The organism is Leucobacter tardus (genome assembly GCF_017583045.1).
Classification (GTDB): Bacteria; Actinomycetota; Actinomycetes; order Actinomycetales; family Microbacteriaceae; genus Leucobacter; species Leucobacter tardus.
This window is the reverse complement of sequence record NZ_JAGFBF010000004.1, coordinates 154713-175304: the sequence shown is the minus strand read 5'-3', so window position 1 is coordinate 175304 and position 20592 is coordinate 154713. Positions and strand designations below refer to the sequence as shown.

Annotated in this window: 16 protein-coding genes; 5 read left to right on the top strand and 11 right to left on the bottom strand. The window is 69.2% G+C overall.

What is annotated here, in order from left to right; translation table 11 throughout:
* Positions 1-6: 6 nt before the first annotated feature.
* Both J4H85_RS06385 and J4H85_RS06380 read right to left on the bottom strand, forming a co-directional pair.
* The gene (locus J4H85_RS06385; RefSeq protein WP_208237983.1) at positions 7-3414 is read right to left on the bottom strand and encodes an ATP-dependent helicase; all 3408 of its coding nucleotides are present in this window, start codon (positions 3412-3414) and stop codon (positions 7-9) included.
* A complete protein-coding gene (locus J4H85_RS06380) occupies positions 3411-6653 on the bottom strand; it encodes a UrvD/REP family ATP-dependent DNA helicase (protein WP_208237981.1) in 3243 nt (1080 codons plus the stop codon). The genes J4H85_RS06385 and J4H85_RS06380 overlap by 4 nt, the downstream gene beginning before the upstream one ends.
* 106 nt (positions 6654-6759) lie before the next feature.
* On the opposite strand from J4H85_RS06380, the gene J4H85_RS06375 reads away from it, so the two are divergent.
* Positions 6760-7548, top strand: coding sequence for an IclR family transcriptional regulator (locus tag J4H85_RS06375; RefSeq protein ID WP_208237979.1), 789 nt, complete (start codon positions 6760-6762; stop codon positions 7546-7548).
* A 118-nt stretch (positions 7549-7666) separates the two neighbouring features.
* On the top strand, positions 7667-8971 hold the full coding sequence (locus tag J4H85_RS06370; RefSeq protein ID WP_208237977.1) for a glycine cleavage T C-terminal barrel domain-containing protein: 1305 nt from the start codon (positions 7667-7669) through the stop codon (positions 8969-8971).
* A gap of 25 nt (positions 8972-8996) precedes the next feature.
* On the opposite strand, the gene J4H85_RS06365 is transcribed toward J4H85_RS06370, so the two are convergent.
* Positions 8997-9986, bottom strand: coding sequence for a glycerophosphodiester phosphodiesterase family protein (locus tag J4H85_RS06365; protein WP_208237975.1), 990 nt, complete (start codon positions 9984-9986; stop codon positions 8997-8999).
* 158 nt (positions 9987-10144) lie between these two features.
* Between J4H85_RS06365 and J4H85_RS06360 the strand changes: the two genes are divergently transcribed.
* Entirely contained in the window at positions 10145-10972 is an 828-nt protein-coding gene (locus tag J4H85_RS06360; protein WP_208237973.1) for a Bax inhibitor-1/YccA family protein, read from the top strand.
* Positions 10973-11092: 120 nt separating this feature from the next.
* Here J4H85_RS06360 and guaA read toward each other — a convergent pair whose 3' ends face one another.
* The 7 genes from guaA to groES form a co-directional block, all read right to left on the bottom strand.
* Positions 11093-12670 carry a glutamine-hydrolyzing GMP synthase gene (gene guaA / locus J4H85_RS06355; RefSeq protein WP_208237971.1) on the bottom strand — a complete coding sequence of 526 codons (1578 nt, stop codon included), beginning with the start codon at positions 12668-12670 and terminating at the stop codon, positions 11093-11095.
* The gene (locus tag J4H85_RS06350; protein WP_208237969.1) at positions 12667-13182 is read right to left on the bottom strand and encodes a DUF3817 domain-containing protein; all 516 of its coding nucleotides are present in this window, start codon (positions 13180-13182) and stop codon (positions 12667-12669) included. The genes guaA and J4H85_RS06350 overlap by 4 nt, the downstream gene beginning before the upstream one ends.
* A 10-nt stretch (positions 13183-13192) precedes the next feature.
* Positions 13193-14098 (bottom strand): SURF1 family cytochrome oxidase biogenesis protein, encoded by a 906-nt coding sequence (locus J4H85_RS06345; RefSeq protein WP_243893509.1) that lies wholly within the window; start codon positions 14096-14098, stop codon positions 13193-13195.
* Between the two features lie 27 nt (positions 14099-14125).
* Positions 14126-15247, bottom strand: coding sequence for a GuaB3 family IMP dehydrogenase-related protein (locus J4H85_RS06340; RefSeq protein WP_208237967.1), 1122 nt, complete (start codon positions 15245-15247; stop codon positions 14126-14128).
* Positions 15248-15256: 9 nt separating this feature from the next.
* Positions 15257-16759 (bottom strand): IMP dehydrogenase, encoded by a 1503-nt coding sequence (guaB, locus tag J4H85_RS06335; protein WP_208237964.1) that lies wholly within the window; start codon positions 16757-16759, stop codon positions 15257-15259.
* A gap of 87 nt (positions 16760-16846) precedes the next feature.
* Positions 16847-17764: an EamA family transporter RarD gene (gene rarD, locus J4H85_RS06330; RefSeq protein WP_208237962.1), complete on the bottom strand. Its 918-nt coding sequence runs from the start codon at positions 17762-17764 to the stop codon at positions 16847-16849.
* Positions 17765-17853: 89 nt separating this feature from the next.
* Positions 17854-18150, bottom strand: a complete 297-nt coding sequence (groES, locus tag J4H85_RS06325; RefSeq protein WP_208237961.1) for a co-chaperone GroES — start codon at positions 18148-18150, stop codon at positions 17854-17856.
* 176 nt (positions 18151-18326) lie between these two features.
* On the opposite strand from groES, the gene J4H85_RS06320 reads away from it, so the two are divergent.
* Positions 18327-18788 (top strand): DUF4190 domain-containing protein, encoded by a 462-nt coding sequence (locus J4H85_RS06320; RefSeq protein WP_208237960.1) that lies wholly within the window; start codon positions 18327-18329, stop codon positions 18786-18788.
* Positions 18789-18799: 11 nt separating this feature from the next.
* A complete protein-coding gene (locus J4H85_RS14250; RefSeq protein ID WP_208237959.1) occupies positions 18800-20053 on the top strand; it encodes a THUMP-like domain-containing protein in 1254 nt (417 codons plus the stop codon).
* 8 nt (positions 20054-20061) lie between these two features.
* Here J4H85_RS14250 and J4H85_RS06310 read toward each other — a convergent pair whose 3' ends face one another.
* Positions 20062-20574, bottom strand: a complete 513-nt coding sequence (locus tag J4H85_RS06310) for a DUF4190 domain-containing protein (RefSeq protein ID WP_208237958.1) — start codon at positions 20572-20574, stop codon at positions 20062-20064.
* Positions 20575-20592 lie beyond the last annotated feature (18 nt).

The following is a 20592-nucleotide window of genomic DNA, read 5'->3' as shown; positions in this document are numbered from 1 at the left end:
ACTCGGTCACAAGCTCTCGGCGGCACCGAACCACAGCTGTTCGAGCGCGGCGAAGTCGAGGTGATGCGTGCCGCGGATCTCGATGTCCTCCGCCACGTAGTAGAGGGACACGTCGATACGATCGGGCGACAGATCGGCCCAACGAGCGTACGCGTGCCGGTACAGTTCGAGCTGGTACAGGCGGTTCGTACGCTCGGCGTCCGACTTCGGCGGGCGGCCCGACTTCCAGTCGACGATCTCGATGCGCGACTCCTCGCCCGAGCCGACCCGGTAGACGGCGTCGAGCTTGCAGACCAGCTGCCTGCCGGCGAAGGGCAGCGTGATCTCTTGCTCGACGGCGATGGGTTGCAGGTTCGCCCAACGCGACCGCTCGAAATGGGCGATGAGCGGCGCGAGCTCAGCTGCCCCGTCGAACTCCGTCCGGTGCACCTCGTCCGATTCGGGCTCGAGACCCCCGAGCGGCAGCGCGGTACCGATGGCGGTGGTGGCGCGTCGCTCCACCCACTCGTGGAACCGGTTGCCGACGCGGGTCCGCCGATACGGTCGCACGGGCAACGGCCGCCGCGCCTGACGGTCGGCGCGCTCGGGATCGTCGATGAACTCGTGGAAACCTGAGGCGGTGATGCGGCCGGATGCCGCACCCTCGCCCCTGCGTCCGCGAGCGCCCTGGTCCTCACTGCTGCGCTTCTCGGCGATCAGCAATTCGACCGTCGGGTCGACGGAGGGAGCGGTCACCCCATCAGCGGTATCACTCGCGAGCTCGGCGCAGACCGACTCGGCGGCGTGCTGCACCGCCGCAGCACGCCGGCCGAGCGGATCCTGCGGCCAGCTCAGCGTGCGCTCCGGCCGGTCACTGGGGTCGGCTTCGCAGCGACTCGCCTCCGGCACCCCGCTGATGATCCCGGCAGCGTCGAGTTCGCGCAGGAAGGTCGAGGGGATGCGCGGCTTCTGCTGACCGGCCCAGAAGGAACCGCTGAGCAGCAGCGCGTCCGCCGAGCGCGTGATGGCGACGTAGGCGAGGCGGCGCTCCTCCGCCGCGTGACGCTCGGCGAGCGCGTCGAGATACCCGGGCACGTACTCGGCGTCCTCGCCGCGTCCCTCGGTGTATCCGTTGATGGCGCGATGGAGGTCTTGCTGCGTCTCGGCGATCCGCCAGCGCAGCTCAGGTCGTCCGGAGGCATCGCCGCGGAGTTCGTCGGGCAACTGGCCGGGCCGCAGCCAGCCCCGCCCCTCGCGTGATGGGCCGGGGAACTCGCCCGTGACCATCCGCGGCAACGCCACGAGATCCCACTCGAGCCCCTTGGAACCGTGCACCGTGATGAGGTCGACGGTGCCGGGTTCGGGTTCGGGCACGTGCTCGGCCGGTTCGTCGTCCTCCGTCGCCCGCTCGAGCCAGGCCAGCACGGATGCCAGGGTGCCGTGCTGATCGACGGTGAGGAATCGCTGGACCAGGTCGGTGAACGCGTCGAGATTGGCGCGTGCGACGGCGGAACCGTCGTGACCGCTCCGCTCGTGCGCATCGAGCTCGATGTCCAGCCGGAGTTCGTGCTCGACCGCGCGAATCAGCTCGGGGATCCCCGCTCCGACGCTGCGGCGCAGACGACGCAGCATGCGCCCGGCCTCGCACAGACGCTCGCGCCCCACCGCGCTGATCGCCGCCAGGGAGCGATGATCGAGGTCGCGCATGTCGGCGATCTCGTCGAGTGCGTCGAGCAGCGTCACGCGCTGGTCCGCGTCGGAGAGCACCGGTCGTTCCGCGAGGTCGGCCTCGGTGAGCCGTTGGTGGCTCGCGTCGCGTTCGGAGAACCAGGTGGCGCAGCGGCGGAGACCGTCGAGGTCGGCCACGCCGATCCGGAAGCGGGGGCCGGCGAGGAGCCTGATGAGCTCGCTCCCGGCTTCGGCGTACCAGAGGCATCGGAGGGTGCTGACCACATCGGTCACCTCGGGTGTGCCGAGCAGCCCGCCCACACCGATGATGCGACTCGGCACGCCGCGTTCACCGAGTGCGGCGGCGACGGCGGGCATGTGCCGTCGATTGCGGAAGAGCACCGCAGCGGTGGGCAGTCGACCGGTGTCGCGGAGTCGGCGCGCTCGCCCCGTCGCGACCCACTCGGCGACTGCGGAGAACTCTTCGGTCACGGTCTCGGGGTACTTCCAGTCGACCACGCCGTCCCCGGTGTGGGGCGCCGCGCGCAACTGTTCGACGGGAACCGCGGCGTCCGCGATGAGCGGGGCCGCGATGACGTTGGCCGCAGCGAGGATGCCGGCGGGGTTCCGCCAGCTCGTCGACAGCGTGAGTGTGGAGCCGGAGCGCTCAGAGGTCGGCGCGAACGACGCGTGGAAACGACGCAGGTTGTCGGACGACGCGCCCCGCCACCCGTAGATCGACTGGTGCGGGTCGCCGACGGCCATGACCGAGCTTCCGGAGAACAGGCTCGCCAGGAGACGCGTCTGTCCGACCGAGGTGTCTTGGACTTCGTCGAGCAGGACGACGCGGTGGCGTCGGCGCACCGTCGTCCGCGCGTCACGGGAGTACTCGAGCGTACGCATGGCCAGTCGCACCTGATCCGAGAACTCGACCACGCCGTTGCGCTCTTTCGCGGCGGCGAATTCGCGGGCCAGCCGACTGATGAGGGGGGTTTCGCGATGCGCCTCGACCGCGTCCGCCACCGCCTTGTAGGGTTTGCCTCCGCGCCCAGTGGCCTGGGTCTCGCTGTAGGGCAGCTCGATGATGCGCGCGAACTCGGCGACCACAGCGTCGACTCGGTCGAGCGACGTCAGGTGATCGGAGACGGCGTGGTCGAGGTCGATCACTCGTCTGATGATCGTCGGCAGAGGAATATCGCTGTCGATGAGACCGGGAGCTTCGCTCGCCAGCACGGTCTCACGCGCGAGACGCCACGCGCCGGCGGCATCGACGACCGTCGCCGAGGCGGCGACGCCCGCGGCCACTCCGAACTCTTGCACGACGCTCGAGGCGAACGCGTTGTACGTGCTCACCTCGGGCTGGACGAGTCCGTCTTCGAGTGCCGAGGCGAGGTGGTCTGCCTGTGCGCGCTGTAACTCGGAGAGCGCGCCACCGTCTGCGGCGTCGGTGACGCGGTCCAGGAACCGTGTCAGGCGCCGCACGATGCGTTCGCCGAGTTCACCTGCCGCCTTCCGCGTGAATGTGAGCCCGAGGATCGCACCCGGGTCGGCGAGCCCGTTGGCGATGAGCCAGACGACCCGGTTCGCCATCGTCTCGGTCTTCCCGCTCCCGGCACCCGCGACGACCAGCGTGCTGCCGTTCAGTCCGTGCTCGATCACGGCGCGCTGCTCGTCGGTCGGGAGCAGCGCTGCCGCGGGATCGTCCGCCATCAGCTTCGCGATGTCGACGGCGGAGAACGCCGCCTCGGTGTGTCCTTCGACGCTCATCCGGCGCTCACCGCCGGGATGATGTGAAGCCGGCATGCCCCGCCGGGGCTGTGTTCGTCCGAGCAGTGATGCTCGACTCTCGCGGTGAACGCACTTGCGGCCATGACGCGCGCTGCCTCAGCGACACGTTCGCCGAACTCACCTTGAGCCTCGGGTGACAGCGGCTGCTGCGCCCGCAGACTGTACTCGCCGTCACGGGCGCGGAGCGCGCCGGGGTGCACGAATACGAGCGCCGCACCCGCGCTGCCCGTGTGCGCATCAAAGCCCCCGGAGAGGACTCCGAACTGGTACGCCTGCAACTGCGCGTGCTCGTCGAGTGCGCTCCCTCCCGGGGCGGTCTTCCCGGTTTTCAGATCGATGACCAGGAGCTCCTCTCGGCCGTCCGCTCCGCGCACGCGCTCCACGCGGTCGGCGGTTCCCCGGAGTTCGGCGCGACCGACGCGCACGCTGAACTCGGCCTCACGCCCCACCAGTTCGCGTCCGGACGCGGCGAAGTCGGCGAGGTACTCGGCGAGCCCGCGCGTCATCTGCTCCGCGAGCCGGAACGCGCGGGTCTCCTCCCAGCCCGACTCGAACTCGAGACTCCCCCACTCCGCCGCGACGACCGCGAGCAGGGCTTCGGGGTCGCCGGAGTCGACGCGTTCGAACGCGCGATGCAGCAGCGTGCCGAGCTGCGAGCTGAACGTCGTGGTCCCGCCGCCGAGCCGCGATACGGCCCAGTCGAGCGGGCAGCGCTCGACGGTGTCCAGGTGCGACGGACTAACCCGGACGACGGCCTCGGGGTCGCCGTCGAGGTCCACGAGCGGCGACTCCGTCGATGGTCGCAGCACGCCGTACCACTCGTCGGGGCGCGCACCGGGCACCCCTTCGCGCGCAAGTGCAGCGAGCGACGCGCGCGCTTCCGCGTCGAGCGGGTCGCGCGTGAGACGGCGTCGCATCTCGGCGACGGCTCCGCGCAGCGTGAGGCGCGAGCTCGGCAGCACGCCGGCGAAACGCGGATGCGCGATGCTGAAGAAGGTCGAGGGGTGGTGATCTTCGTCCGCCACGGCGACGACAAGCAGCTCGTCTCGAGCACGGGAGCAGGCGTGAGCGAACAGTCTCAATTCGTCGTGCAGCGTGTCGCGACGTGCCGGGGGTTCGGCGGCGCCACCGCGCAACCAGCGTTCGAGAGCGGTGACCCCGATCAGTGCACCGCGCGAGCGCAGGTTCGGCCAGACACCGTCTTGCGGTCCGAGAATCGCGACGAGCGAGAAGTCGGTGCCCACCAGCCCCTGCGGCGTCGTGACCGTGACGACCTCGCGCGCGCTCCTCGCGGCGAGCGAGTCCTCCGGCACCGCACTGGCCAGGAGTTCGGCCAGCAACTCCGCAATCGGCACCTCGCTGTCGTGTTCCTCGTGGCGTTGCAGCGCGAAGAACAGGCCGAGCACGGCGTCGAGTCGTCGGTGCGCGTCGTCGGCCCGGGAACCGCGCCCATCGAGCGCGGCCTCCTGCCATGGCGTCGCGAGGTGCGACGCGTCCCATATCGCCCAGAGCGTCTCGCGCGGTGTTCCCCCCGCCGAGCTGACTCGTGTACCGGCGGCAGCAAGACGCGCAATGCGGCGGACCGCTCGTCCGGCTGCGCTGTCGACGATCGGCTCGGCCTCGGGTCGTTCGATCGCCGCGACGACGAGCTCGTCGATGCCGCGCGTCTCGCGTTCCTCCTGTCGCGCGGCGCGCTGTTCGCCGAGGCGCACCGCGGCGCGGAACCGGCGCAGCACGATGGGGTCGAGTCCGCCGATGTCGCCCCCGAGCAGCTCGAACACATCGGCCGACGTCATCGGTGCGATGCCGAGCGCGTGCTGCAGCAGGCGCACGAGTTCACGAACGATGCGCTGTTCCCGCAGCACGATTCCGCCCGTGGTGACCGCCGTCACCACACCGAGACCCGCCAACGCGCGCGCCGCCGAGCCGGCCTCTTCACGGGTGCGGCACACCACGGCCATGTCGCTCCAGGCGGTCGCGGCCCCTCCGTCGAGTCCGAGCCGTCGCCGGCGCAGTCGGTGCGCCACGACGCCGATCTGCTCGGAGACGGCGGAGACGGACACGAACTGCGTCGCGGAACGGGCCTGCGCCGCGTCGTCTTCGCCTGCGGAGTGTGGCCCGTGCGCACGCGCCGACACCGCCACGCGCTGCGCCCCGGCTCCCGCCGCCCCGACCCGTTCGGTGAGTCGGCTCACCACGGCGCGAATCGCCGGGTCGCTGCGATGGTCGGTGCTCAGTACCACTCGTTGCGCCGGCGATGTTCGCGAGTGCGGGACGCGCGCACCCGACCCGGCGCCGGCTCTCGCGAGCTCCTCGTCCATCCGCGTCAGCAAGTCGACCCGTTCTCCGCGGAACGCGCTCGTCGCGACATCGGGATCACCGAACGCCCACACTCGGCTGCCCAACCCCGCGCACGCTGCGACGAGGGAGAGATCGCCCTCCGTCAGTTCATGGGCGTCATCGATGAGCATCAGGCGCGGCAGTCCGACGATGCCGTCGCCCGCTCCCGCCGCACGCACCATCGACGATGCCTCGCGCAACAACCCGCTCGACGTGAGCTCGCCCGGGCGGTTCTTGGCGGTCCGCTCGGCGACCTGCGCCAGGAGCCCGAGCGCGGCGGCCCAGACCTCGACGAGCTCGTGCGGCGGCAGCGCCGTCACCGCCTCCTGACGACGTTCTCCGACCAACGATTCCAGTTGATGCATGAGGGTCTCGGGCGCGAGCGCGGCGTCGTCGAGCACCCGCCCGAGCTCTCGAAGCTCGGCTCGGAAGGGTGCACTGCGCAGCAGCTCCGCCGGGAATCGCTCGATCCAGGACTGCGGCTGCGCCGTGTCGACTGCGGCGAGCGCGGACTCGATCACCTCTCCGATCAGCTCATCCTGCACCGTGCCGGTAAGCAGGCGGGGTGGTTCGCGCCCCTCCTCCGCGGCACGTCTGGCGAGCAGAGCGAACGCGAGCGATGCCGGCGTGCGGACAAGGGTGCCCCCTGACGCGCGACCGAGGCGGTCGTGCACGCGATCCCGTACCCGTGCGGCCGAAGTACGACTCGGGGCGAGGATCAACAGATCCCCTTCTTCCCAGCCGTCCGCGCCGGCGCGACTCACGAACGACTCGATGAGCGTCTCCGTTTTTCCGGTTCCCGGAGCACCGAGCACACTCGCGTGCCGGGTGGCGTCGAGGGCCAGCACCAGGCGCTGGGTCTCGTCGAATCGGAGCATGCTGCCACCCTACCGATGGCCTCCGACATCGTCGGCCGGTCGGGTAGTCTGAGCATTCGGTCGTATCGAGGCACCACTCGTCGGCCGCGGACGAGAGGAGCTCGGAGTGGCCAGCGACCCGCGCGCGTCTCGCAGCCCCCGCGGTGCGCAGGTGATCGACCGGGCTGCCCAGGTGCTCTCCTGCGTGCTCGGTGCGGACGACCCCATCTCTTTCACCGCAGTCGTCGAGCAGACGGGTCTCTCGCGCTCCACTGCGTCGCGTCTGCTGCAGGCGCTCGAGCACAATGCGTTGCTGGATCGCGATGCGGACGGGAAGTACCGCGGCGGCGCGATGTTCACGCAGTTCGCTGCGCGTTTCGACCGGGAGGAGTCGCTCTCAGCCGTGGCCGGGTCCACGCTGCAGCGTCTGAGCGAGGAGACGGGTGAGGCGAGCCATCTCGCCGTGCCGAGCGGCGGAAAGGTCGTGCAGGTCGCGCAGGTCGACTCCACCTATCTGCTCGGTTCGGGCAACTGGGTCGATATCGAGGTGCCGCCGCACTGCTCGGCGCTCGGCAAGGTGCTGTACGCGTACGATGCCATCCCGTTGCCGACCGGGCGTCTGGAGCGTCGGGCCAGCCGCACGCTCACGAGCCGCTCGGCACTGCTCGCCGATCTGGAGACGATCAGGGAGGCCGGTTTCGCGGTCGCGCACGACGAGCTCGAGGACGGTCTCGACGCACTCGCGTCGCCGGTGTTCGGACCGGGCGGCACCATTATCGCTGCCGTGGGCATCTCGGGTCCGACGCTCCGGCTCGAGCCCGATCACGCCCGTCTGGGCGCGCTGCTCGTTCGCGAGGCCGAGACGCTGTCGCGCTCGCTGCAGCGTCAGGCGCCGCCGCTGTCGCTCGAGCACTGAACCGCGTCGCGACACCCCCTTGCACGGCCCGAGCGGGCGTGCCTACACTGGCGCCATCCCGGAGAGGTGGAACGTGTGTTTCACAATATGGGACCACAATGATGTGACAGGAGGACCCATGAGCTACAACGTCCCGTCCGTTGATCAGAGCGACCGACGCGTCCCGATCAACCTGCGCCAGTCAGGCCCCACCCCCGTTGAAATGTTGATCGACACCCGTGTCAGGAAGTCCCCCTACTGGGAGCTCTCCATGGAGCATGGATGCTGGCGGGCGTCCATCTACAACCGGATGTACCACCCGCGCGGGTACGTTTCACGCGAAGACGGCGGCATGACGACGGAGTATCAGTCGCTCGTGAACGACGTCACGCTGTGGAACGTCGCCGTCGAGCGCCAGATCCAGGTGAAGGGTCCAGATGCGGAGGCGTTCGTGAACTACGTCATCACGCGCGATGCGACGAAGATTCCGGTGATGCGCGCGCGCTACGTGATCCTCTGCAACGAGGAGGGCGGGATCCTGAATGATCCGGTCCTGCTCCGCGTGGCGGAGGACGAGTTCTGGTTCAGTCTGTCGGACACCGATCTCATGCTCTGGCTGCAGGGAGTGAACGTGGGTCGACGCTTCGATGTCGCGATCGCCGAGATCGACGTCGCTCCCGTCCAGATCCAGGGACCGAAGTCCGTCGACCTCCTGGAGGATCTCATCGGGTCCGTCGCACGGGAAATCCCGAGCTACGGCCTCCACGCGACCCAGATCGGGGGCCGCGACGTCATCATCTCGCAGACCGGTTTCACCGGCGAGAAGGGGTACGAGGTGTATCTCATCGATGCGACCCGGTTCGCCGAGGATCTCTGGCAGGTCATCGTCGCCGCGGGCGAGCGTCACCGCCTCCGCGTCGTGGCCCCGGCGCACCACCGCCGCATCGCCGCGGGCATCCTCTCCTGGGGCCAGGACATGGACTTCGAGACACTCCCCTTCCAGGTGAATCTCGGCTACCAGGTCCCGCGGAAGAAGGAGGCGGACTACATCGGCAAGGCGCGACTCGACGAAGTCAGAGCGCAACTGGAGGCCGGTGAAGAGCCGTACCGCACGCAGCTCGTCGGCCTCGCGGTCGGCGGCAGGCCGATCGACGACTACGCTCCCGATTTCTGGCTCATCAGCGAGCAGCAGGACGGCGAAGCGGTCGGCTACGTCACCTCGCCCTGGTTCTCCCCCGAGCTGGAGACGAACATCGCCCTCGCCCACGTGCCGCTGCAGCTCTCGGCGATCGGTACGGAGATGTGGGTGCACCTCCCCGAGCAGTACGCCGAGACGCCGGGCGAGCCCGTCCGCGCGACGGTCGTCGAGGTGCCGTTCCGCCCCTCGGTGAATCCGAACCAGCGCGAGCTCCTGAAGACCCGCGGCCTCGACTCCGCGGTGTGATGCCAGGCCGGTGCTCCGCGGCCCGTCACGCGGCGTCGCGGAGCACCGCGAGGTAACGGTCCGGGTGGTCGACGAACACCCCGTCGACGCCGGTGGCGAGGATCGCACGGTACTCCGCCTCCCACTCACCCCACTCGGCGGGTCCGCCCGCCGAGCGGAACCTCGGATTGAGAAAACGGTTCTCCGGTCGGAGCGTCCAGGTGAAGGCCAGGAGGCCGCGCGCATGCGCTCGGGCCACGAGGTCTGCCGTACCGGTGGCGCGACCGATGGTGTCGACGGTAAGGAGATCGCGCTTCGCGACACTGATGCCATCGACGCGCCCCGCGAGCGCGTCGAGGCCCGAATCGGTGCGGAACCAGGAGAACGGGCGCGCCCGATCCCCCATCGACGCGACCTCATCGGCCGGCGCCCCGCGCGTCTCCGTCAGAAACACGACCGGCGCACCGAACGGCGTGAGGGCGTCGAGAACGGCGAGTTCGAAGCACTCGAAGAGCACCTGCGCCTGACGCGCACCCCACCCCGACCGCTCGAGCTCCGCCAGCACGAGCGCCGCGACCGCGAAGCCGCGATCCTCGAAGTACTGCGCGTGCTTCACTTCGATGACGACCGAGACGTCGCGATCGGCCTCGAGCGCGATGGCGAGCACATCGCTCAGGCGCAGGATCGGCTCACTGCCGTCGAAGCCCGCGTTGGCCGGCCGGATATCGGGCAACCGCTCCCGGCACCTGAGCGTCGCGAGCTCATGCCAGTCGAAATCTTCGGTGAACCAGCCGGTGCGCTCCACCCCATCCACGACGCGGGTCGTCCGACGGTCCGCGAACTCGGGGTGCTCGGCCACATCGGTGGTCGTTGCGATCTCATTCTCATGCCTGATGACGAGCGCGCCGTCGCGACTGAGCACGACGTCCGGCTCGACCGCATCCGCGCCCTGCGCGATCGCCAGCCGATACGCCGACGCCGTGTGCTCGGGACGATAACCGGAGGCTCCACGGTGACCGATGACGAGAGGAGTCATGGCCCCACTGTACGCAGGTCGTCTCACCCGTAGAGGAGACGCACCCCTCAGCCCACAGTGAACACGCCCGAATTGGCGCGGAATCCTCAGCCAGACGTGACCGTGCGCCGATAGTGTGGAATCACCTGTCCGAGACCCGAATCAAAGGATCCAGACGCATGAGCAACCCGGCCCTGAACAACAACCCGGCCCTGAACGGCAAATCGCTCTCCGCTGAGGAGCTGCGCCGCATCTACGATCAGCCCGCTGCGCAGACGCAGCGACCCGGCGTCGACACCCCCGAGACGACGGCTCAGCGGCCGCCGATCGACGCGCCCTCAGACAAACCGATGACCTACGAGAACACGATCAACAAGATCGTGATGCTCTTCGTCCTGGTCGTCGCTGGCGCCGCAGTCGGATGGTTCGTGCCGATCCTCATGATCCCCGGCGCGATCGCCGGGCTCGTGCTCGGACTCGTCAATGCCTTCAAGAAGGAGCCGAGCCCCGGCCTCATCGTGGCCTACGCGGCTGCGCAGGGCCTGTTCCTCGGCGGCATTTCCGGCATGCTCGAGGGCATGTTCCCCGGCATCGTGTCGCAGGCCGTCATCGGCACGCTCGCGGTGTTTGCCGTGACGCTGCTGCTCTTCCGCAGCGGCAAGGTGCGCACCAGCCCGAAGGCGACCAAGATCTTCCTCGTCGCCATGCTCGGCTACCTCGCGTTCTCCGTCGTGAACGTCGTGCTCATGCTCACCGGTACGACCGAGGGCATGTTCGGTGCACGCAGCATCACGATCATGGGCATCCCGCTCGGCGTCATCATCGGCGTGCTCGCCGTCCTGCTCGCCGCATACTCCCTCGTGATGGACTTCGAGTTCGTGCAGAACGGCGTACAGAACCGCGTTCCTGAGAAGTGGGGCTGGACCGCGGCGTTCGGCATCACGGTCACCCTCGTATGGCTGTACCTCGAGATCCTGCGCATCCTCGCGATCCTGCGCGGCGACTAGTCACGAGCGCTCACCTCAGACACAAAGGGCCCTTCCCGTGCGGGAAGGGCCCTTTGTGCAACTGCGGCCCGGGCCCCGCTCGGGACCCGGGCCGCAGTCACGCCGAGACGTCGTCGGCGATCACTCCCACTCGATGGTGCCCGGGGGCTTCGAGGTGACGTCGAGCACGACGCGGTTCACCTCGGGCACCTGGTTGGTGATCTTGTTCGAGATGCGAGCCAGTACGTCGTAGGGCACCCGGGTCCAGTCGGCCGTCATCGCGTCCTCGGAGGACACGGGACGCAGCACGATCGGATGACCGTAGGTGCGCCCGTCGCCCTGCACCCCGACCGAGCGCACATCGGCGAGCAGCACGACGGGGCACTGCCAGATCTCCGCGTCCAGACCGGCTGCCGTCAGCTCGGCGCGCGCGATCGCGTCCGCGGCGCGGAGCGTCTCGAGCCGGTCGCGCGTGACTTCGCCGACGATGCGGATGCCGAGACCCGGGCCGGGGAAGGGCTGGCGTCCGACGATGGCCTCGGGCAGACCGAGCTCGCGGCCGATGGCCCGCACCTCGTCCTTGAAGAGGTCGCGCAGCGGCTCGATGAGCTCGAAGGTCATGTCGTCGGGCAGGCCGCCGACATTGTGGTGGCTCTTGATGTTCGCCGATCCTGATCCGCCGCCCGATTCGACGACGTCGGGGTAGAGCGTGCCCTGGACGAGGAACTTGATGGGCTCCCCCTCGGCCTTGGCCTCCTCGACGAGCTGGCGCTGCACGCCCTCGAACGAGCGGATGAACTCGCGGCCGATGATCTTCCGCTTCTCCTCAGGGTCGGTCACGCCGGCGAGATGCCCGAGGAACGTGTCCGCCGCCTCGACGGTGACGAGGTTGACGCCGGTCGAGGCGACGTAGTCCTGCTCGACCTGCGCGCGCTCACCCTGCCGCAGCAGCCCGTGGTCGACGAACACGGCGGTGAGCTGGTCGCCGATCGCCTCCTGGACCAACGCGGTCGAGACCGCCGAGTCGACGCCGCCTGAGAGCGCCGAGATGACCCTCGCGGATCCGACCTGCTCGCGAATGCGCGCGATCTGATCGGCGATGACGTTGCCCGGTGTCCAGTCGGAGGGGATCTCAGCGATCGTGTGCAGGAAGTTCTCGAGAATCTGCTGTCCGTGATCGGAGTGACGCACCTCGGGGTGCCACTGCACGCCGTAGAGTTTGCGCGCTGCGGACCCGAACGCGGCGACCGGCGTGACGGCGGTGCGGGCGAAGACCTCGAAACCGTCGGGTGCCTCCTGCACCGCATCGCCGTGGCTCATCCACACGTTCTGCTCAGCGGGCTGCCCGCCGAGCAGCGGTCCGCCGTCTCCGACGACCGACGCATCGGTGGCACCGTACTCGCGGTCGCCCGTGTGGGCGACGGTACCGCCGAGCGTGCGCGCCATGACCTGGAAGCCGTAGCAGATGCCGAGCACGGGCACCCCGAGCTCGAAGATGGCGGGATCGAACTGCGGAGCGCCCTCCTCGTAGACCGAGGACGGCCCGCCTGAGAGCACGATGCCGAGCGGATCGCGCTCCGTCACCTCGGCAGCCGTGATGGTGTGCGGCACGAGCTCTGAGAATACCCCGGCTTCGCGCACGCGTCGCGCGATGAGCTGGGCGTACTGCGCGCCGAAATCGACGACGAGCACGGGGCGCGTCAGGGTCTGGTCCGTCATCGGGTGCCTTCCGTGGAGAGCGCCGCGGGATCCGCGGCGGCGGGGTGTGAGTCGAGGAAGCGGGTGACCTCGCGGGCGACGCGCACCTCGAGGATGAACGACATGAACGGGATCACGCCGCCGAGCGCGAGCAGCAGGAACCGGCCGAAGTGCCACCGCATCGGGCTCCACACCAGGAAGCACGCGACGAGGTAGGCGACGTAGAGCCAGCCGTGCACGATCAGGATGAGCAGCGAGATGTTCAGCCCGTCTCCGGTCGAGGAGAGCTCGCAGATCTCTTGAGCCGGGTTGAAGAGCGAATACCACTGGCATCCCTCCCCGACCACGACCGGCGCGAAGTGCAGGAACTGGCCGCCGCCCGCGAAGAGTTCGACGTGCGTCGGCGAGTACTTCAGAATCATCTCGGCGAGCAGCAGGAGCAGCATGGTTCCGGTGATGATCGATGCGACCTTGTAGATCTTCAGCGCCCTGCGGATACGCGGGATGTCGGAGGTCCTGGGCTGCAGTTGCATGGCTTCCATTCTACGTGTCTCGGGTGGGGGTGATGACGTCGCCGGCGGCTGCGGCCTCGGCCTCGGCCTCGGCGGTCAGCGCGGCGAGCTCGTGCTCCTTCTCCCAAGCGTCGCGAGTGAGGCGGAACCAGAAGTACACAGCGAAGCCGGCGAACACGACCCACTCCACGGCGTAGAAGACGTTCAGCCAGTTCACGCGCTCCTGCGGGATCGGCGGAACCGAATCGATCCGATCGAGGCCCTGGGCGGCGAGTCCGGCCTCGTCGAACGGTGCGCTCGAGCCGTCCGCGTGCAAGACGAGGAAGCCCGACCAGACCGGGTCCTCGATTCCGGACCAGATGTTCGCGAGCTGAGCGGGAGCCATCGTCTCGAGCGCGAACGGATCGGCATCGGGTGCGGGCACGCTCACGCCCTCGGACGGCATGTACCGGCCGAGTACCGCGGCCTCCTCGGACGCGCCTCCCAGCGCATCGGCGATCTCGTCGCGCGCCTGCTCGGCCTCGGTCTCGGTGGGGGCCCACCCGACCGCGACGGCGAGGTGCCCGGTCGCGTCGCCGGCCGGAGCCACGAGATGACCGATGACCCAGGCACCCGTCTCGCCGTCGTTCGCGCGTTCGGTCACGACGGCGAAGTCCTCCGCCACCCACGTACCACCCACCGTCACGATATGGCCGGCCGAAGCGTCTGTCACGGGTTCGCCGGGCGGGTTCAGCTCGGCGAGCGGACGGGGGTCCTCGAAATCGGTCCCCTGCTGGGTGTCCTCCTGGATGGCGTGCGAGAGCTGCCACTGCCCGAGCCAGGCAAAAGCACCCGCGACCGCGAGCGCGAAGAGCAGCGCGAGGATCCACACCGGCCGTCGCATGATCTGGGCGAGCGTGGGCTCCCCCGTGTACTGCGGCCCCTGCCGTCCCGTCATACGCCTTCCCGGTTCTTGCGCACGCCGCTAGCGCTCGGCGTGCACGACGTCGACCCGCTGGAACTCCTTGAGATCCGAGTAGCCGGTGGTCGCCATGGCGCGCCTGAGCGAACCGATGAGATTCGCGGTCCCGTCGGCCACATTGGCGGGGCCGGCGATGATCTCCGCAAGCGGAGCGACCCGGTCGGCCCGGACCCGTTTGCCGCGAGGCAGATCCTCGTGGTGGGCTTCCTGACCCCAGTGCCATCCTCGACCGGGGGCGTCGGTCGCACGCGCCAGGGCCGTTCCGAGCATGACGGCGTCGGCGCCGCAGGCGACGGCCTTGATGAGGTCACCGGACGTGCCGAGGCCTCCGTCGGCGATGACGTGCACGTACCGGCCGCCCGACTCGTCGAGGTAGTCGGTGCGCGCACCCGCCACATCGGCGATCGCCGATGCCATGGGCGCGCGGATCCCGAGCGTGGCGCGCGTCGTCGACGAGGCGCCGCCGCCGAACCCGACGAGCACCCCCGCTGCGCCCGTGCGCATGAGGTGCAGTGCGGACTGGTAGGTCGCGACGCCGCCCACGATGACGGGGACGTCCAGTTCGTAGATGAACTGCTTGAGGTTCAGCGGTTCACGACCCTCGACGGAGACGTGCTCGGCCGACACCGTGTTGCCCCTGATGACGAAGAGATCCACACCGGCACCCACCACGGTCTCCCAGAACTCCGCAGTGCGGTGCGGCGAGAGCGCTCCGGCGACCGTGACACCGGCCTCGCGGATCTCGCCGAGGCGCGCGCGGATGAGCTCAGGCCGGATCGGCGCGGCATAGAGCTCGCGCATGCGGCGCACGGCCTCGATGGCGTCGGTGATGCCGGCGAGCTCGCCGAGCAGCGTGTCCGGATCGTCGTGACGCGTCCACAGCCCCTCGAGGTTCAGCACGCCCAACCCGCCGAGCCTGCCGAGCTCGATCGCCGCGGCAGGCGACATCACGGAGTCCATCGGCGCGCCGATCACGGGAATCTCGAAGTGGAAGGCGTCGATCGTCCACGCGGTCGAGACGAGCTCGGGGTCGCGCGTGCGCCGCGTCGGCACGATGCCGATCTCGTCGAAGGTGTAGACGCGGCGGGCGCGCTTGGCTCTGCCGATCTCGATCTCTGTACTCACCGGGATTCCCTATCGCTTGTAGTTGGGCGACTCGACGACCATTTGCACGTCATGGGGGTGGGACTCCTTCAGCCCCGCCGCCGTGATCCGCACGAACTCGCCGCGCTCCTTGAGTTCGGTCACGGTGCGCGCGCCGACGTAGAACATCGACTGCCGCAGCCCGCCGATCATCTGATGCGCCACCGAGCCCAGGGGGCCGCGGTAGGCGACCTGGCCCTCGATGCCCTCGGGAATGAGCTTCTCGTCGTTCGGAACGTCAGCCTGGAAGTACCGATCCTTCGAGTACGAGGTGCGCTCTCCGCGCGTCTGCAGCGCGCCGAGCGATCCCATGCCGCGGTAGTTCTTGAACTGCTTGCCGCCCACGAACACGAGTTCGCCCGGGCTCTCATCGGTACCCGCGAGCAACGAGCCCATCATCACCGACGACGCGCCGGCGACGAGCGCCTTGGCGATGTCGCCCGAGTACTGCAGGCCGCCATCGGCGATGACGGGAATACCCGCCGGCGTGGCCGCCTTCGCCGCTTCGTAGACCGCGGTGACCTGCGGCACGCCGACGCCGGCGATGACGCGGGTCGTGCAGATCGACCCCGGCCCCACACCGACCTTGATCGCGTCGGCTCCGGCCTCCACGATCGCACGGGCACCGGCGTAGGTCGCGACGTTGCCGCCGATCACATCGACGCCGTCGAAGGCGGGATCGTTCTTGATCCGGGAGATGATGTCGAGCACGCCGCGGCTGTCGCCGTTCGCAGTGTCCACCACGAGCACGTCGACGCCGGCTTCGACGAGCGCGGTCGCGCGCTGCCAGGCGTCACCGAAGAACCCGACCGCCGCACCGACGCGGAGGCGACCCGCGTCGTCCTTCGTCGCGTTCGGGTACTCCTCCTCCTTGTCGAAGTCCTTGACCGTGATCAGTCCGGTCAGCTTGCCGCTGTCGTCCACGAGCGGCAGCTTCTCGATCTTGTGCTGTCGGAAGATGTCTTCGGCGTCCGCGCGGGCGATGCCGGGGCTCCCGGTGATGAGCGGCATCGGCGTCATGGCGTCGCGCACGAGCACCCGAGCGCGCTGCTTCGGGTCGATGAAGCGCATGTCTCGGTTGGTGATGATGCCGAGCAGCATGCCCTGCTTGTCGACGACCGGCAGGCCACTGACGCGGTACTCGCCGCAGATCGCGTCGACCTCGGCGACCGTCGCATCGAGCGACGTCGTCACCGGATTCGTGATCATGCCGGCTTCCGAGCGCTTCACCCGGTCGACCATCTCGGCCTGATCCTGGATCGAGAGATTCCGGTGCAGGATCCCGAGACCGCCGTTGCGCGCCATCGCGACCGCCATGCGGGTCTCCGTCACGGTGTCCATCGCCGCGGAGATCAGCGGGATCCCGAGGCGGATGCGACGCGTCAACTGCGTCGACGTATCCGCTTCACTCGGAATGACGTCGGTGTGCGCCGGAAGGAGCAGCACATCGTCGTAGGTGAGACCCGTGAGTGCGAACGGATCACGCTGTTCCATGAAGACCTCGATTTTCTGATTGCGACACGACGCCGGAGAACACCGACCCCTCTATCGTAGAGGCACCTCCCTCGACGTGCGCTCGATTCACTCGAGCCGCCTCAGGCGACGCTCGCGACGCGCCCGTCTCACGGTGTCGAACGACAGGCACACGAGCGCGAGCCAGACGAGACCGAACCCCGCCCAGCGAGCGGGCGGCACCGCTTCACCGAGCAGGAGCCAGCCCTGCAGGAACATGAGCGACGGCGCCAGGTACTGCAGGAACCCGAGCACCGACAGCGGGATCCGACGCGCCGCAGCTGCGAAGCAGAGCAGCGGAACCGCGGTCACCGCGCCCGATCCCGCGAAGAGGATGACCGTGACCGGATCCGCGTCCGCGACCGAGAGGCCCGTGACGATGCCGAGCAGACTCAGGATCGCGATGGCGAGCGGGGTGAGCACGAGGGATTCGACGAACAGCCCGCCGAGCGCTGGCACCCGATCGCCGACCGAACTCTTGAGATACCCGTAGAACCCGAACGAGAGCGCCAGGATGAGCCCCGTCCACGGGAAGATGCCGTATCCGATCGCGATGATGGCGAACGCCACGACGGTGAGAGCGACCGCCGCCCACTGCACCGGAGTGAGGCGCTCGTGCATGAACAGCACCGCCAGCAGGATCGTCACGACGGGGTTGATGAAGTACCCGAGCGACGCATCGATGATGTGACCGGTGGTCGAGGCGACCACGAAGACCTGCCAGTTCACGTAGATGACGGCGGCGGCCGCGGCGAGACGCAGCAGCACCCCCCGGTCGCGGAGGAGCGCGGCGGTGGGACCCCACTGACGCAGCACCGTCACCGCCACGGCGCAGAAGATCAGCGTCAGCACGACGCGGCCGGCAACGATCTCGAACGGACCGATCGCGCCGAGCGCGACGAAGTACAGGGGCAGAATCCCCCAGAGGAGATACGCGGACACGCCGAAAGCGAGTCCGCTCGGAGCCGTGCGCTGCGCCGGTGCCACGGTCGTCTCCCCTCGTGCGATCTGTCCGGTGAACCGACTGCGGGGCCGACGCAGATGCGCCGGCCCCGCAGGGAATTTCGTTGCTCCGCTTAGCGGGTGACCACCGCGAGGACGTCGCGAGCGGAGAGGACGAGGTAGTCGTCTCCGCCGACCTTCACCTCGGTGCCGCCGAACTTGGAGTAGATGACGATGTCGCCGACGGAGATGTCGAGCGGCACGCGGTTTCCGTTGTCGTCGATGCGACCCGGACCGAGAGCGACGACCTCGCCCTCCTGCGGCTTCTCCTTGGCGCTGTCAGGGATGACCAGACCAGACGCGGTGGTCTGCTCTGCCTCGACCTGCTTGACGACGATACGATCTTCGAGCGGCTTGATGGCGACCGACACGGTTGACCTCTTTCTCGGTGAACTCGGGGACGAAGAATGTGTAGCGAACTCGGGTGAGATCGCACACGCGAAAGTCTATGCCGTGCGTTGGCACTCGTGCAAGGCGAGTGCCAATTCTGAGCGCGGGCAGGCGACGGTGGCCTGCGATAGTGTGGTCGCGGAAAGGAGCCACCACCATGTCGCACCCCGTTACTCCCCCTGGCCCCCCGTCGGGTCACGCAGCGAATGCCGCACCCGCTCCCCAGCCGGACGCCGGCGCACCGTACCGGGGCGAAGCGCCGCGTCAGGCCGCCGGCCCGGGCCAGGCGCCCTACCGCGCGGAGGCTCCGCAGTCACCGCAGACGCAGCGCGCCCAGCAGCCGACCACGATGGCGTACACGAATACGTTCGCGATCGTGGCCGTGATCCTCGGGTTCATGCAGCCCATCGCCGGGATCGTCTTCGGCCACCTGGCGCTCGGTCAGATCAAGCGCAACGGCGACGCCGGCCGCGGTCTGGCCCTCACGGGTCTCATCGTCGGCTACGCCATGGTCGCGTTCTGGATCGCCTTCATCATCTTCTACGTCGTCGTGATCTTCTCGATGATCGCCAGCCTCGGCTCGGTCATCGGCCAGTACTCGGACCCCTACTCCTTCTGAGCGACGGCGCTGTGGGTGCTCCGGATCCGCCTCCCGGATGGGACGCGCTCTTCACCCCGGAGGGGCGCACGCATCTCGCCGACGCCGAGCGGGCGATCGCCGACGGCGCATCGTCGGCACAGGCGGGCGCCGCACTGCGTCGGGCGGGTGTAGCGTCCGACGCGGTTGCCGCGATCCTCACCCAGGCGGAATTGCGGCGACGCGCGGTGACGAAGTTCGGCGACGCAGCGGGCGCCCTGCTATTCACGCAGGCGGGTCTCGAGCAGGCGTCCCGGCACGTCGTCGCCGAGACCCATGCGGCGCGCTTCCGCGCGTCGGGGTGCCGGCGGGTCGCCGATCTCGGTGCGGGTATCGGTGCGGAATCGCTGGCGCTCGTCGCAGCCGGCGTGGGTGTGACCGCGGTGGAGATCGATCCGTTCACGGCGCGCTTCACCGAGCACAACGTGTCGGTCGCCGTAGCGTCCGTGTGCGGGCACGACTCCGAGACGACGAGCGACGTGCGGATCGCCGATGCGACGACCCTGGACCTCGCCGGCATCGACGGCGCGTTCCTCGATCCCGCCAGGCGCACCGCCGGATCGCGGGACACGCGCCGACTCGCGTCGGTCGACGACTACACGCCCTCGCTCGATTTCGCCTTCGCGCTCGGCGAGCGCATGCCCACGGGCGTGAAGCTCGGGCCGGGCTTCGATCGCGAACTCATTCCCGCCAACGCCGAAGCGCAGTGGGTCTCCGTCGACGGAGACGTCGTCGAAATGGGGCTCTGGTTCGGCGCCGTCGCGCGACCGGGCGTCCGCCGCGCCGCGTTGATCCTGCGCGGCGGGCGGCGTCACGAGCTCACCGAGGCCGCGGATGCGGCCGATCCGGAGTCCGCCGAGCTCGGCGAATACCTGTACGAACCCGACGGGGCGGTGATCCGGGCACGGCTCATCGGCCTCCTGGCCGAGCGTCTCGACGCCGGGACGATCAGCCCGGGGATCGCCTATCTCGCGTCGGACCGCCTGGTGCGCACGCCGTTCGCGCAGACCTTCCGCATCGTCGAAGAACTGCCGATGCGTGAGAAGGATCTCCGCCGCGCACTCGCGGAACGCGACATCGGTCGCCTCGAGATCAAGAAGCGCGGAGCCGACGTCGACCCCGCGGGGTTGCGCACCCGGTTGAATCGGCGGGGGGACCGCCGCGCGACGCTCGTACTCACTCGCGTCGGCGGCCGGCACACGGCACTCCTCGCGGAGCGCGTGCCGGCCGCCGACCCGTCCGTCTGAGCCCGAGCTCAGGGTGCGAGGGCTCCCGAGCCTCCGAGGAGCGCCAGGCCGATCAGCACGACGACCACCGAGATGACCGAGATCAGGATCGCGACACCCGAAAGGATCACTCCCGTCAGCGCGAGTCCCTTCGGCTGCCCTTTCCGCATCGCGATGATGCCGAGAATCAGCCCCACGATCGCCGCCGGCAGCGCGACCACCGCGAGAAACGGCAGCCACACCAGCACGAGGCCGGCGATACCGAGGACGAGCGCGGCGATGGCCAGCCCGCGCGGTCCGGCGTCACCGGGGGCGACGGGCGTCTGCACGACGGGCTCGGACTGCAGTCCGAGGGATTCGGCTCCGGCCTGCGGCACCGGAGCGGCCTGCGGCACGGGCGGGGCCAATGGCTCGTGCGCGGCCGGCGCGACGGGCGACGCCTGACCAGCGGACGTTTCGGTGTCCGGCTGCGGGTTCGCGCTGTGACCGCCGTCACCCTGCCGGGGCAGATCGGGCTCGTGATCAGGGGTGTGCGTGGACATGTCTCACTCCTCGTTCGG

What these genes read in the sequence shown, in the direction of transcription:
- J4H85_RS06350 (WP_208237969.1), bottom strand. Translation starts at nt 13,182, where the DNA reads ATGCAACTGCAGCCCAGGACCTCCGACATCCCGCGTATCCGCAGGGCG.
- J4H85_RS06310 (WP_208237958.1), bottom strand. Translation starts at nt 20,574, where the DNA reads ATGTCCACGCACACCCCTGATCACGAGCCCGATCTGCCCCGGCAGGGT.
- guaA (WP_208237971.1), bottom strand. Translation starts at nt 12,670, where the DNA reads ATGACGGACCAGACCCTGACGCGCCCCGTGCTCGTCGTCGATTTCGGC.
- J4H85_RS06345 (WP_243893509.1), bottom strand. Translation starts at nt 14,098, where the DNA reads ATGACGGGACGGCAGGGGCCGCAGTACACGGGGGAGCCCACGCTCGCC.
- J4H85_RS06365 (WP_208237975.1), bottom strand. Translation starts at nt 9,986, where the DNA reads ATGACTCCTCTCGTCATCGGTCACCGTGGAGCCTCCGGTTATCGTCCC.
- J4H85_RS06385 (WP_208237983.1), bottom strand. Translation starts at nt 3,414, where the DNA reads ATGAGCGTCGAAGGACACACCGAGGCGGCGTTCTCCGCCGTCGACATC.
- guaB (WP_208237964.1), bottom strand. Translation starts at nt 16,759, where the DNA reads ATGGAACAGCGTGATCCGTTCGCACTCACGGGTCTCACCTACGACGAT.
- J4H85_RS06380 (WP_208237981.1), bottom strand. Translation starts at nt 6,653, where the DNA reads ATGCTCCGATTCGACGAGACCCAGCGCCTGGTGCTGGCCCTCGACGCC.
- J4H85_RS06360 (WP_208237973.1), top strand. Translation starts at nt 10,145, where the DNA reads ATGAGCAACCCGGCCCTGAACAACAACCCGGCCCTGAACGGCAAATCG.
- J4H85_RS06370 (WP_208237977.1), top strand. Translation starts at nt 7,667, where the DNA reads ATGAGCTACAACGTCCCGTCCGTTGATCAGAGCGACCGACGCGTCCCG.
- J4H85_RS06320 (WP_208237960.1), top strand. Translation starts at nt 18,327, where the DNA reads ATGTCGCACCCCGTTACTCCCCCTGGCCCCCCGTCGGGTCACGCAGCG.